This is a genomic window from Micromonospora sp. NBC_01655, assembly GCF_026339755.1.
GTDB lineage: Bacteria > Actinomycetota > Actinomycetes > Mycobacteriales > Micromonosporaceae > Micromonospora.
This window is the reverse complement of record NZ_JAPEQF010000001.1, coordinates 769967-782031: the sequence shown is the minus strand read 5'-3', so window position 1 is coordinate 782031 and position 12065 is coordinate 769967. Positions and strand designations below refer to the sequence as shown.

Here is a 12065-nt window from a genome sequence, read left to right as displayed (position 1 = left end):
AATCATCGAGGCTAGAGATCGCGCGACCTATTGAGCGGGCTGGTCGGGCAGGGCAGCCAATGACGGGCCTCGTGGTTCGGCGGGCGCGGACGACAGGGAACTGACCTGCCGGAGGATCTGCTCGACGTTCTTGACGTTCGTCGCGTCCACCACGATCCGAGTGTCATCCTGGGACACCGAGATCTCGATCTTAATGTTGGGGCGACGGGGTTGCTGGAACCACACCGCCAATGATCCAGCCAGAACGGACAGTGTGCCGCCACTCGCCAGCGCGACGCTCAACACGTCCCACGCCGCGCCCATCTCGTCCGGCCCGGCCGGCACAGGCACGAAGGTCAACCGACCCCGCAGGCCGTCCTCAAGGCGCAGCCAGTCGAAGAGAGAGCTGAGGTCCGCTTCGTCGCCGCCGACGACAGAAATTTGCGCGTACACCCGTCCAGTATGCGCCTGGCCGCCACGATAATGGTGACCGTTAGAGCTCTTAAGAGGGTGGTTCGGGAGCCCATGTCCGATGTGGGCTTGGTGGTTCGCTAGAGGCCCTGTTGGTAGGGGTTAGGCGGACGGTGTCGGCGGGGCGAGAGTGAACAGGCCGGCCTCGGGTTCGGTGAGGATCTGGCGGGCGACGAGGCGTTTGAGCTTGGCTCGGAGCCCTTCGGTGTTCTTCGCGGTGGTGCCGGTGCCGAGGGCGCGGCAGATGTCCTTGGCGCGCATCGGTGCGGTGGCGCCGTGGAACACGGCGAGGATCTGCTGGTAGGCGGGGCTGGCGACGGTCGGGTCAGCAGGTGCAGCCACGTCGAGATGGCCGCCCAGGCTCAGTAGCGTCTTGCGGGTGATGGCGAGTTCGGCCACGTCGGTTTCGGCCGCGGTGAGCTGGTCGGTGAGGGAGGCGATCTGCTCGCGGAGCCGATCGACGGTGATGCCGGCGGCGGTTTCGCGTTCGGTGAGCAGGTTCAGCAGCGACGGCTGGGTCACCGTTGGTGGCCCGGGTCGCGCCAGGACGTGGTGGTGGTGCCGGTCAGGCGGCGGATGAGGTTCGCCGTCGAGGCCCACCAGGTGCGTGACACCGCTGAGGCGGTTCGGCTCTCGTACTCGCGGACCAGCCGGCGGTGCAGCATCAACGTGCCGTTGGTCTGCTCCACCACCCACCGGCGGGCGATCGGCACGAACCCGGCCGTGGTGTCAGAGCGTTTGACCTGCTCGACGTCGATACCGTTGACCGCGCCGTGGATCTGCACGTCGTCTTTGAACCCGGCGTCGACCCACGCCTTGGTCACCGTCGGGGTGTGCGCCATGACGTTGTCCAGCAGTCGCACGCCGATCGCGTTGTCGGTGACCGACGCGGCGGTGACCACGACCGCGATGATCAGCCCCAGGGCGTCGACCGCGAGGCCCCGTTTACGGCCCGGGACCTTCTTCGCGGCGTCCTTGCCGGTCGTCGCGGTCGGGACGTGGTTGGCGGCCCGGATCGACTGGGTGTCCAACACCACCGCGGTCGGGTCCTCCGCCCGGCCGGCCTTCTCCCGCGCCTGACAGCGCAGCAGATCATGAATCACCTGGTCGGTGCCGTCATCGCGCCACAGGGCGAAGTAGTAGTAGGTCGCGGACTTCGGCGGCAGGTCGTGCGGCAGGTACGCCCACTGACAACCGGTCCGGTTCTGGTAGAAGATCGCGTTCACGATCTCCCGTAGCTCGTAGCGGCCCTGATGTCCCGACACTGACGGATGCCGGTCTTTCCACGCCTGCAGGAACGGTCCGACCACCGCCCACTGCTCATCGGTCAGGTCACTCGGATACGCCGCACGCTCACCCATGATCAGGCCAACGCGGCCGGAACCCCACCGGTTACGACCATGGCTCACATTCACACGCGGGCCCAAACCCACAATGGACGAAAGCTACCGAACCACCCTCTAAGACCGCGGCGGACCCCAGAGCCAGGCGAAGGAACCCCATGACCCGTCTTCCCGACCCGGCCCGTTCCCGAGTGGTCCTCGTCGGCACCGCCGCCTACCACGCCAAAGACCTTTCCGACCTGCCGTCTGTGACCAACAACGTCAATGCCCTGGCCGAGGCACTCACCGACCCTGCCAACGGTGGGTTCAAGCCAGAGCACTGTGTCCGGTTACGGGACCCCGCTGACCCCAGAGACGTCTCCCGGGCGCTGCGGAACGCGGCCGCGCAGGCCGAGGACACACTGGTGGTCTACTTCGCTGGTCACGGCATGACCGGTCCACGCCGGCACGACCTGTTCCTTTGCACGTCCGACAGCGACCCCGCCGAGTTGGCGCTCAGCGCGCTGCCGTACGAACACCTTCGTGACGTGGTCCTGGACAGTCCCGCGAACAACCGCATCGTCATCCTCGACTGCTGCTACAGCGGTCGAGCGGCTCAGGATCTGATGGGCGACGCGCCCGGCGTACTCGATCAACTCGAAATCGCGGGTACCTGGATCCTTGCCGCAACTCCGGCCAACGCGCCCGCCCTGGCGCCGCAGGGCGCACGGTACACGGTCTTCACCGGCCATCTACTCAGCCTGTTGACAGGTGGGCTGCACGGCGGTGGTGAGCTGATCGCGCTGCCCGACATATATCGCCAGATCCGCCGGGAGATGACGGCCAGCGGGATGCGCCCACCGCATCAACGTGGCACCGACACGGTCGACCTCCTGGCTCTGACCCGCAACCCGGCATACGACCCGGGATCGGACGTACGCGACCCTGCCGAATGGATCCGTAGCCAACTGCACGCAGTGCCAACAGATGCGGAGACAGCGCCACCGTCCGGACCTCGGGTCGGTCCGGCGACCCGGTTCGAGTCGGGCCTGCGCGGACTCGTGCGGCGAGCCTTCCGGCGTACGCCTACCAATCCGCTGTATCCAATAGAGCTCCTCCATGGGATCCAGGACGAGGTGGTGGAGCGCCGAATTGTTCTGGACGGCTTCATTTTGGTACCGAACCGGTACGTACTCGGGCTGTCACCATTCGACTGGAGTCGGCTGAGCCCCTACCATGAGGCACTCACCAAAGAACTCGTCGCATGGCTCGCCGAATACGTCGCCGAACAGCAGTGGCGCGTGTGGGGTGAGCTGTCGATCGTCATCGAAGTGGACCCGCGGCTGACGACCGGCCGTATCCGGGTCGTGTCCCGCATCGAACCCGGCTCCTGAGGCGGCAGCGAGGGCCGTTCGGGAGGGACTGCGTAGGCGTTGGCGAGACAGGCCCCTGAACGGATGAAGCACCCCGGTCAGGACGTGATGCCGGTGAGACGAGCGACGGCGTTGTTCGCCGCGAGACAGCCCGACACGTTGCCGCCGTCGTAGTAGTCGCCGGTGACGGGCGAGACGAGGACGTCGTGGTCGGCGGCGTAGGCGTGGACCACGTCTGTCGTCTGCAACTCGCCTGTCTCCTGGTCAGGCCGCAGGGCACGGAAGTAGGGGGCGATGGCACCGGGAAGCAGGTACCGGCTGATGAACTACCAGCTCACCGGCCTCGTGCGTGACCACCACGGACGCGCGATCCACCCCACAGCGTCCGTCATGGACAGCCAGAGCGTGAAGACCTCTACCAACGTCCCACCACCCACACAGGGCACCGACGCCGGAAAGAGGTCGTCGGCCGCAAAGACCTTGAAACTAGGTCTCCTGGCGGTCTTGACTTGTCCTCCGTCGGCTGATGTGCGACACACGTCCGCCAGGTGATCTGCGACAGTGGTCGATCTCGGCACTCTGGGCTCGACGTCTCCGCGGGGCGTCGGGACTCAGGGAGGCTGGGATGGGCGCTGGTTGTCTTGTCGGTTGTTGAGCAACGGTTGGACGCGGTCCGTGCGGTGCTGGCTGGTTCGGTTGTGACGGAGGTGGCCGCCAACTGTGGGGTGCATCGGTCGACGGTGCATCGGTGGGTGGGCCGGTATCTGACCGAGCAGTTGGCCGGGTTGGCAGACCGGTCGCACCGGCCGCACTCGTCTCCGGGTCGGGTGGTGGAGGCGGTCGAGGTCGCGGTGGCGGAGATGCGTCGGGAGCATCCCCGGTGGGGATCGCGGCGGATCCGGTTGGAGATGCTGCGCCGGCCCGGCCCCTGGGTGGCCCAGACCTTGGTGGTGCCGTCGGAGCGGCACCCCGCCCTCGATGTTGGGCAACTCATCGTCGCGGCCGACTCGACGGCCGGCGGCCGGCACCGAGGATCATCCGCCGTCGAGCTCGGCAGCAGGCAACAGCACCGGGTCTGCGGGTTCCGGCAGCAGTCGCGTAGTTGCCAGGGGCCTTCGATGTCTGTCGCTATCCTTCGTGTATGAGTAGCAGCCTTCCCCCGCTACCCAACGAAGATCACCATCCCTATCTTTGGCCCCCACCGCCGCCGCGCAGCGAGGGGCCCTATCCGTATCCGCCCCCACCGCCGCCGCCCAGCGAGGGGCCGCCTTCGCGTGCGTATCCCGCAGGCATCGACGACGCGGCAGTGCTGACCGCAGCGGTGGTTTGGGTGGGTGGCGCGGTAGGCGCCGGGGTGCTGGGCAACGCAGCCTATGACCTGTTCAAAGCCGCTGTCTCGCGTCTACTGCGCCGCAGTAGTCCCAAGATTCTCAGTCAGCCTCAAGCGGTCCAGATTGCGCGGAAGGCTCTACGAGAACGGTTGATGCAGGCCGAGATAGACGATTTCCCGGAAGACGAGGAACTGCAAGTCGACCAGTGGTCTCTCTCGGAGCGCGGGTGGTGGATCGTCCTGCAGGGGCTTGACGTCCGCGCCTACGTGACGATCCCGGTAGCCAGTGAACGCAAGGACGCCATCGAGGCGGAGGTCAAGGTCAGCCTTAGCAACCGCGCGCGGCCACCGGCAGACCTGGGCTAACCGCCCCGGCTGCCCAAGGGCCGGGCCGAGGATGGGCTTGCCGCTGGGCCGGCACACCGCGCGCCGTGGGCGCGCCTTGAATGCCGACCCGACACCCACCCACCCCGGACCTCGGCGAAACCACCACCGGCACCCGCACTCGGGGGCCAGTAGGAATCCCACAGGAAGCCGGTAGCCTCGGTCCGGCGCTCAGGCTGGGAGCGTGGATCGCCGACCGGATAGCCCGCACATGCGTTCCCGCCGGAGTTCCGCCGGGAAGTCGTCGCGGTCGCCCACAAGGAAGGGTGCGGGTCAGCGTCAGCCCGTCTCTGCTCGGATCGCCGACAGCATGACGTCACGGGCCGGTACGGGTGAGTCCTCGGTGATGCGGGTGAGCCCGGCGAGCCCGACCCCAAGCATGAGGATCCGCCAGGCGGCCGTTCGCGCATGCGCGGCGTCGGAGTCCCCGGCCAAGACCGAGGCGAGGACGTCGGTCAGCCGTGTGAGCGTCTCGACGTAGCTCCTCGCGACGAGGGGACGCTGCTGCGCGTGTGCGTTCGCCTCGGCCCACCGCGCAAGCGCGTGCCCGTCCCCGTCGGTGCTGACGAGGTCGACGAAGAAGAGCACGAGCGCGTCGTACGCATCGAGGCCGTCGACCTCGTGCTCATACTCATCGATCTGCTGCGCGGCGTAGTGCCGCCAGGCCTCCCCGGCGAGTTCGTCGGTCGACGCGAAGTGGTGGTGGATCTGACCCTGCGACCCGCCAAGCTCGTCCGCCACGATTCTGGCCGTCACCGCACTCAGGCCGTCGCGCTCGACCACGGCGGCCGCCGCCTCCACGATCGAGCGGCGCCGCTCGGCACGCGCCAGATACGCCATCATCCCCTCCCTCGTACGCTTCGCGGAGTGCTCGACACCGAGCGTAGGAACGAGACGGTACGCACCCGCAGCCCCTCCCTGCGCGCCTGAATGATCTCGTCGACCGGTGGGTCGAGCGGCCCGAGGACGGGCGCGCTGTGCACCTTCGTAACGCAGTCGAGGTCGGTGCACACGAGGATGCCGAGCGTGCTCAGCCGCTGGCGCTTGTCCGCAGAGGGGCGCGGCGCGGTGAAGAGGGCGACCTCGTTGAAGCGGCGCATGAAGTGGCACAGCGAGCACATGACCGCTCGCCCGCCGAGCTCAGCCCGGCTCGGACTCTGGCGGAGCAATGCGCCCGACGCCGTGCCGTCGATGTCGGTGACCAGGTAGGCGCGCAATGGCGCTCGGGGATCTCGCCACCCGAGGTAGTCGAGCTTGTCCCACGCGACCTCGTCGAACCAGGCCGGCAGACGCACCTTGCTCCCGACCGCGTCCAGGTTCGCGATCGCACCCCGCACCTCGTCCCGGCTCATGGCCCGCACGACGTCACCTCCTGGCAAATCCTGTACACGGTTACAAATTGTAAGTCGGTACAAGTTCCTCGTCTAACGACTTCCGATGCGACCCACCGTCCGAACTTCCCTTCACCGCCGGGTAGAAGCCAAGCTCATCGCCCCCTGCGCCCCGCCCGCACCCTCAACCCGGCGCACGGCCCGACCGCCGATCGATGCACGCGGACTCACCGAACGGGTCGATACCGCCTCGCCCCGATCCCCGCCTCATCGATCGTTGGCAGACAACACCGGGCTCTGTTGCGTTGGGCGGAAGCATGATCGACTCCAGCTTGCCCGATGTGGTCTGCTTGACCGGTGAGGTCGCTGTCTCGTCTCGGGTCCTGGTCAGCGCCCGCATCGGCGTTCGTCGGGTTCCGGTTCCCGACCCGAGGTGATCGTCCTGGCGGTCCGCTGATACCCGCGGTTCAACCTCTCCTACCGAGACGTGGAGGAGCTGCTGGTCGAACACGGTGAGGAGGTGGATCACATCACCGTCTACCGGTGGGTGCAGCAGTTCACCCCGCTGCTGGCCGACGCCGCCCGCTTCGCGCGCCACGCACCGGGTGACCGCTGACACGTTGACGAAACCTATGTCAAGGTCAACGGGGTCTGGCGGTACGTCTACCGGACAGTGGGCCAGCACGGGCAGGTCATCGACGTGCTCGTCTCGGCACGTCGGGACGCCGCCGCGGCCCGGCGGTTCTTCCATCGAGCGCTGAACTCGCTGAAGGTCACGCCCAGCGAGGTTGTCACCGACGCGAACCCGGTCTACCCGAGGGTGCTCGACGAGCAGGTTCCGTCGGCGTGGCACCACGTCGAGCGGCATGCCAACAATCCGATCGAGACTGATCACAGCCAGCTCACGCACCGGCTCAGACCGATGCGCGGGCTACACACCGACCGCACCGCCCAGACGATCATCACCGGCCACGCGCCTTCGTGCAGAACCTCCGACGCGGACACTACGAACTCGGACTCGACGTCCCGCCCGCGCTACGAGTGGCCGCCGCCTTCACCGAACTGGCGCGAGCGATCCGGCCAATGCCCGCTGACGCGGCTCGGCGTGCCCACCGATCCGCCAATGCAACAGAGCCGGTCGCCGCTGCGGAAGAAGTTGCCAACGATCAGGAGATGAGGTGACATCCGGTCTCTGCACTGCCGGCCCTCTATGCTCTGCCTGCCTCGCGACCGCGAGGCCCCTTCCGCTCCTGTGAGGTGACTCGGCTATGCAGACACGACGTTTTGCCGCCACCATGCTCACCGTGGCCACCAGCGTGGGCCTCGGTGTCACCGGCTGCGGGCCGGCCACCTCGAAGAACGACAGTAGCGGCCCGCTGCCCACCTGCAGCCCCACCAATGCAAACGCGGCGGGACGGCAGGCCGAGGGAAAAGCGGAACTGACCTCCGCCGCCGGGTGGGTCACCGAGCAGACTGTTCGCGTCGCCACCGAGGATATGGAGACTACTGGCGGGGCAGTGACCCATGCACAGGAGCGCAGTGGGTCGGTGCACTTCAAATTCCGCAAGACTGACCGGACGATCCTCATCACGGTGTTCGGGGACGACGTCTACTTCAACATGCACAACGTCCCGGGGATCAGCTTCGGAACGAGCTACACGCTGTCCAGGTCCCAGGTGCCGGTGGGCAGCCGCCTTGACTTCGCGCCGGAAGATCCTGGCTACGTCAGCCGGCTCGTCAATGCGGTAGTGGATGTACGCCGTGACGGCGCAGGCAAGGCCGGAGGGAAGAGTGGCTTCGCCGGTGAGCTCGACCTGATGGCCACCCCACACGCCGATGAGGCCCTCTGCCGGAAGTACGGCCGCAAGGTCCATGCCGTTCCGTTCACTGCGGCCACGGACGACCAGGACCGATTGGTCGAGTTCGCCATCCAGATGAACGCCCTCGGACCCGACCTGGGCACCGCGCGCACGACCTGGCACAAGGTCGACGGACAAACCAGCCCACTAAAGCCGAGAAACATCGAACCGGCTGGCGACGTACTCGCCCTACTCAAGGCGCTAGAAAGCTAGGTCGTCGAGCAGGACCGCCAAGGCGGCCAGCCACCCAAGGAAAGCGACGTCCATTACCGGCTCGTGACACATCGCGGATCACCTGCGGATATGCGGGTGACAGCGTCAGCCGCGTGATCCGAGAGCCCGCATCCGTCGCAGGACCCCCAGACCGGGGGATGACGCTCGTTCGGTTGCGCGACCGGGCATACGGCGTGCTGTCCGGATCTGGCCGTGGCCGGCCGCATCGGGCGGAGTGGGCCGACGCGGTGAAAGGCGTGTGCATCGTCCTCATCGTCTCGTGGCACGTCACCGTCAAGCCCGGGCTGTGGGGAGCATCGGGTGAGCAGCTCCTGCCGCTGCGGATGCCGCTGTTCTTCATCATCTCCGGCGTCTTCGCGGCGAGCGCCGTGCAGCGACCCTGGCGGGACGTTGGCCGGAGCCGGATCGCCCGCTTCCTCTGCCTGTACGCCATCTCGCTGCTCATCCACACCGCGATCCTCGCCGCGGCGTTCGGCTTCCCGACCGACCGCGTGGCGTCCGCCCGCGGGTTGCTGGAGCGGCTCACCGTCACAACCTCGAACCTCTGGTACCTGTACGCCTTGGCGTTGTACGTTGCGTTCGCCAAGGCCGTACGCCGGGCGCCCCGCGCGTTGGTCCTCGTACCGGCCGCGGCCCTGTACGTGGTCACCACCGCCGGCCTGCTCGACACCCCCGGTAACCGCGGCGGTCTCTACCAGAACCTGGCCGTCTACGTCATCCACATGACGGTCGTGGCCCTGCTGCACCGTCTGCTCGTCGCGCCGATCTCCGGGCTCGGCGGGGTCGGCCAGGCACTGGTCATGCTCGGCTACCCGATCCTGCTGACCGGGCTGGTGATCGGCGTAAGCCTGGCCGTCAACCGCAGACTGACGGCGCTGGGCGCACGTTGGCTGTTCGGCCTCCGCGGACGCCGCCGATCGGAGCCGGCGCGGTGAGCGCGCTGGCCGAGGCCGTGGTCGACCTCGCGGCGGTCGCCGGCAACGTGCGGACGATCGCGGACGTCACGCGTACCCCACTGATGGCCGTGGTGAAGGCGGACGCGTTCGGTCACGGCGCGGCGATGGTGGCCCGGGCGGCGCTGGGCGCCGGTGTCGGCTGGCTGGGGGTGACCTCGGCGTCGGAGGCCCTGGCCCTGCGCGCGGCGGGCGTCGCCGCACCCACGCTCAGCTGGTTGCACCGTCCCGACGACGACTTCGCCGCGTTGATCGGCGCCGACGTCGACATCGGCGTGTCGACGCCGACCCACCTGCACGTGGTCGCCGACGCGGCGCGGCGGCTCGGCGCACCCGCGACCGTGCAGCTCAAGGCGGACACCGGTCTGTCCCGCAACGGCGCTGGCGAGGACGACTGGCCCGAGCTGGTCGCCTGGGCCCGGAAGTACGAGCTGGAGGGCGGCGTCCGGGTACGCGGGGTGTGGTCCCACCTGACCGACTCGGACGTGCCGGGAAGTCCGGTTCTGGAGCGGCAGGTGGCGAGGTTCGAGGTGGCGCTCCGGATCGCTCGTGGAGCCGGCTTGGACCCCGACCTGGTGCACCTCGCGAACTCGGCGGCCGCGCTGTCCGCCCCGAAGACCCGCTTCGACCTCTGCCGGATCGGGCTGGCCCTGTACGGCGTGGACCCGTTCGGCGGGACCGGACCCGGCGAGTTCGGGCTGCGCGCCGCGATGACGCTCCGCACGTGCGTGGTCAACGTGAAGCGGGTGCCGGCCGGCACCGGTGTCTCCTACGGACCCGATCACGTGACCGCGGGGGACACCACTCTGGCCCTGGTGCCGCTCGGCTACGCCGACGGCCTGCCTCGGGCCGCCGAGGGCCGCGCCGCGGTGTGGCTCGCCGGCCGGCGCTGTCCGATCGTCGGCCGCGTCGCCATGGATCAGTGCGTGGTCGACGCCGGCGATCTTCCCGTGTCGATCGGCGACCCGGTCGTGGTCTTCGGCCCCGAGCGGGGCGACCGCGATCAGCCGACGGTCGCCGAGTGGGCGCGGTGGGCGGGCACCAACCCGAACGAGATCTTGACCGGCATCGGGGCCCGGGTGGCCCGCGAATACCTGCACGGAAAGGCGATGACCTCATGAGAACGCGACTGGCGGTCCTCTACGGCGGGCGGAGTGGCGAGCACGACGTGTCCTGCCACTCGGCGGCGAGCATCCTCGCCGCGCTGGACCGCGACCGGTACCAGGTCACCGACGTGCTCATCGGCCGGGACGGCGGGTGGCGGGTCGACGGCCGGGCCGCGCCGCTCACCACGGCCCTGCGCGTGCTGGGCGCCCAGGACGTGGTGTTCCCCGCCCTGCACGGCCCGTACGGCGAGGACGGCACCGTCGCGTCGCTGCTTGACTGGCTCGGCGTCCCGTACGTCGGCAACGGGGTCTTCGCCGGCGCGGCCGGCATGGACAAGGCCGCCACCAAGAAGCTGCTCGTCGCCGAGGGCCTGCGGGTCAGCCCCGGTGTGACCCTGCGTCCCGGCGAGGATCTCTCGCCGGCCGACCGGCGATGGCTGGGCCTGCCGGTCTTCGTGAAGCCCGCCCGCGCCGGGTCCAGCCTGGGCGTCACCAGGGTGGACGACTGGGCGCGACTTCCCGACGCGCTGGCCCGGGCCCGGGCAGCCGATCCCAAGATCCTCATCGAGCAGGCGGCCCATGGACGCGAGATCGACGTGGCCGTGCTGCAGCATCCCGACGGCCGGGTGGAGGCCGGGCCGCCCCTGGAGATCCGAGTGACCGACGCCGAGTTCTTCGACTACGACGCCAAGTACGACGGCGGGGCGGTCTTCCACATCCCCGCCCCGCTCGATCCCGCCACCACCGAACTGCTCCAGGACCGGGCGGTACGCGCCTTCCACGCCCTCGACTGCCGTGGGCTGCTCCGGGTCGACCTCTTCCTGCCCGCGAGTGGGTCCACCGAGCCCATCGTCAACGAGGTCAACACCTTCCCCGGGTTCACCAGCGCGTCGCAGTACCCCCGGATCTGGCAGAAGGCCGGAATCGAGTTCCCGGCCCTGCTCGACATCCTGATCTCCGGCGCGCTGACCGACCATGGCGGGTCGTCGCCGGTCGGATCGACCAGGCGTGGGCCTTCCGGACCCGCGCCGGCGCCCCGGCCCGCCACCCAGTCGGTCGGAGTCGTTTCGTGATCCTGCTCTCCGACCCCCGAATCTCGGCCATTCCGTTGGGCGACACCGCGGAGGCCCTGGTCGACCTGCGCGAGATCCCGGAATTCCGAGTGGACGACCGCCTGGCCGACGCGGCCGGGGCGTACGCGCACCTGCGGGAAGGGACCGTGGAGCGCCTGCTGGCCGCCCAGCGGTCCCTGCCGGAGGGGCTGCGGCTGCTGGTCGTGGAGGGATACCGGCCGCTGCGGCTCCAGACGGAGTACTTCGAGGGCTACCGGGACGAGTTGCGCCTGCGGTATCCGGACTGGGACGCCGCGCGTCTGCGCGTCGAGACGAGCAAGTTCGTCTCGCCGTCCGAGGTCGCCCCACACAGCACCGGCGGCACGGTCGACCTCACGCTGTGCACGTACGACGGGCGCGAACTGGACCTGGGCACAGCCGTCAACGCCACCCCGGTGGCGAGCGGTGACGCCTGCTTCACGTGGTCCCCGGACATCTCCCCGGCGGCCCGCCGCAATCGCATCATCCTGGGCGCGGCTCTGCTGGCGGCCGGGCTGGTGAACTACCCGACGGAGTGGTGGCACTGGTCGTACGGCGACCGCTACTGGGCGCTGAGCACGGGGGCCGATCGGACCCGCTACGGCCCGGTGGAGCTGGGATGAACGGCGGTC

The 12065-nt window shown here is 68.8% G+C and carries 14 protein-coding genes and 2 pseudogenes; 10 read left to right on the top strand and 6 right to left on the bottom strand.

Translation table 11 applies throughout. The features are described 5' to 3' along the window. Nucleotides 1-27 precede the first annotated feature (27 nt). The 3 genes from OOK41_RS03790 to OOK41_RS03780 all read right to left on the bottom strand — a co-directional run bounded on the left by OOK41_RS03790 (nt 28) and on the right by OOK41_RS03780 (nt 1811). On the bottom strand, nt 28-432 hold the full coding sequence (locus tag OOK41_RS03790) for a hypothetical protein (RefSeq protein WP_117668323.1): 405 nt from the start codon (nt 430-432) through the stop codon (nt 28-30). 120 nt (nt 433-552) lie between these two features. Next, complete coding sequence (locus tag OOK41_RS03785; RefSeq protein WP_266262982.1) at nt 553-972, bottom strand: hypothetical protein; 420 nt, start codon at nt 970-972, stop codon at nt 553-555. Further along, nucleotides 969-1811, bottom strand: a complete 843-nt coding sequence (locus tag OOK41_RS03780; RefSeq protein ID WP_266262981.1) for an IS5 family transposase — start codon at nt 1809-1811, stop codon at nt 969-971. The genes OOK41_RS03785 and OOK41_RS03780 overlap by 4 nt, the downstream gene beginning before the upstream one ends. A gap of 140 nt (nt 1812-1951) precedes the next feature. On the opposite strand from OOK41_RS03780, the gene OOK41_RS03775 reads away from it, so the two are divergent. Next, on the top strand, nt 1952-3166 hold the full coding sequence (locus OOK41_RS03775; RefSeq protein ID WP_266262980.1) for an FhaA domain-containing protein: 1215 nt from the start codon (nt 1952-1954) through the stop codon (nt 3164-3166). Between the two features lie 77 nt (nt 3167-3243). On the opposite strand, the gene OOK41_RS03770 is transcribed toward OOK41_RS03775, so the two are convergent. Continuing rightward, nucleotides 3244-3393 carry a hypothetical protein gene (locus OOK41_RS03770; RefSeq protein WP_266262979.1) on the bottom strand — a complete coding sequence of 50 codons (150 nt, stop codon included), beginning with the start codon at nt 3391-3393 and terminating at the stop codon, nt 3244-3246. A 73-nt stretch (nt 3394-3466) separates the two neighbouring features. Here OOK41_RS03770 and OOK41_RS03765 point away from each other — a divergent pair. The 3 genes and pseudogenes from OOK41_RS03765 to OOK41_RS03755 all read left to right on the top strand — a co-directional run. After that, a pseudogene (locus OOK41_RS03765) lies at nt 3467-3607 on the top strand (IS5/IS1182 family transposase); the annotation flags it as partial. Nucleotides 3608-3693: 86 nt separating this feature from the next. After that, entirely contained in the window at nt 3694-4290 is a 597-nt protein-coding gene (locus OOK41_RS32005) for a helix-turn-helix domain-containing protein (RefSeq protein WP_266262978.1), read from the top strand. After that, on the top strand, nt 4287-4841 hold the full coding sequence (locus tag OOK41_RS03755; protein ID WP_266262977.1) for a hypothetical protein: 555 nt from the start codon (nt 4287-4289) through the stop codon (nt 4839-4841). The genes OOK41_RS32005 and OOK41_RS03755 overlap by 4 nt, the downstream gene beginning before the upstream one ends. Nucleotides 4842-5138: 297 nt before the next feature. Here OOK41_RS03755 and OOK41_RS03750 read toward each other — a convergent pair whose 3' ends face one another. Both OOK41_RS03750 and OOK41_RS03745 read right to left on the bottom strand, forming a co-directional pair. Further along, the gene (locus OOK41_RS03750; RefSeq protein ID WP_207892717.1) at nt 5139-5699 is read right to left on the bottom strand and encodes a TetR family transcriptional regulator; all 561 of its coding nucleotides are present in this window, start codon (nt 5697-5699) and stop codon (nt 5139-5141) included. Then, nucleotides 5699-6211 (bottom strand): FBP domain-containing protein, encoded by a 513-nt coding sequence (locus OOK41_RS03745; protein ID WP_207892716.1) that lies wholly within the window; start codon nt 6209-6211, stop codon nt 5699-5701. The genes OOK41_RS03750 and OOK41_RS03745 overlap by 1 nt, the downstream gene beginning before the upstream one ends. A gap of 345 nt (nt 6212-6556) precedes the next feature. Between OOK41_RS03745 and OOK41_RS03740 the strand changes: the two are divergent. From OOK41_RS03740 to OOK41_RS03715, 6 genes and pseudogenes are all read left to right on the top strand, one after another. Next, nucleotides 6557-7267: pseudogene (locus OOK41_RS03740) on the top strand (IS6 family transposase); the annotation flags it as partial. A gap of 191 nt (nt 7268-7458) precedes the next feature. After that, on the top strand, nt 7459-8262 hold the full coding sequence (locus OOK41_RS03735; protein WP_266262976.1) for a hypothetical protein: 804 nt from the start codon (nt 7459-7461) through the stop codon (nt 8260-8262). Nucleotides 8263-8420: 158 nt separating this feature from the next. After that, entirely contained in the window at nt 8421-9218 is a 798-nt protein-coding gene (locus tag OOK41_RS03730; protein WP_266262975.1) for an acyltransferase family protein, read from the top strand. Beyond that, nucleotides 9215-10357 (top strand): alanine racemase, encoded by a 1143-nt coding sequence (alr, locus tag OOK41_RS03725; RefSeq protein WP_266262974.1) that lies wholly within the window; start codon nt 9215-9217, stop codon nt 10355-10357. Before OOK41_RS03730 ends, alr begins: the two co-directional genes overlap by 4 nt. After that, nucleotides 10354-11415 carry a D-alanine--D-alanine ligase family protein gene (locus OOK41_RS03720; RefSeq protein WP_266262973.1) on the top strand — a complete coding sequence of 354 codons (1062 nt, stop codon included), beginning with the start codon at nt 10354-10356 and terminating at the stop codon, nt 11413-11415. The genes alr and OOK41_RS03720 overlap by 4 nt, the downstream gene beginning before the upstream one ends. Beyond that, a complete protein-coding gene (locus tag OOK41_RS03715; RefSeq protein ID WP_266262972.1) occupies nt 11412-12056 on the top strand; it encodes a M15 family metallopeptidase in 645 nt (214 codons plus the stop codon). Before OOK41_RS03720 ends, OOK41_RS03715 begins: the two co-directional genes overlap by 4 nt. The last annotated feature ends 9 nt before the right edge of the window (nt 12057-12065 follow it).

Excerpts from the sequence above, each read along its gene's own strand:
- OOK41_RS03775 (WP_266262980.1), top strand. The coding sequence starts at position 1,952 with ATGACCCGTCTTCCCGACCCGGCCCGTTCCCGAGTGGTCCTCGTCGGC.
- OOK41_RS03735 (WP_266262976.1), top strand. The coding sequence starts at position 7,459 with ATGCAGACACGACGTTTTGCCGCCACCATGCTCACCGTGGCCACCAGC.
- OOK41_RS03755 (WP_266262977.1), top strand. The coding sequence starts at position 4,287 with ATGAGTAGCAGCCTTCCCCCGCTACCCAACGAAGATCACCATCCCTAT.
- OOK41_RS03730 (WP_266262975.1), top strand. The coding sequence starts at position 8,421 with ATGACGCTCGTTCGGTTGCGCGACCGGGCATACGGCGTGCTGTCCGGA.
- OOK41_RS03750 (WP_207892717.1), bottom strand. The coding sequence starts at position 5,699 with ATGGCGTATCTGGCGCGTGCCGAGCGGCGCCGCTCGATCGTGGAGGCG.
- OOK41_RS03745 (WP_207892716.1), bottom strand. The coding sequence starts at position 6,211 with ATGAGCCGGGACGAGGTGCGGGGTGCGATCGCGAACCTGGACGCGGTC.
- OOK41_RS03720 (WP_266262973.1), top strand. The coding sequence starts at position 10,354 with ATGAGAACGCGACTGGCGGTCCTCTACGGCGGGCGGAGTGGCGAGCAC.
- OOK41_RS03780 (WP_266262981.1), bottom strand. The coding sequence starts at position 1,811 with ATGGGTGAGCGTGCGGCGTATCCGAGTGACCTGACCGATGAGCAGTGG.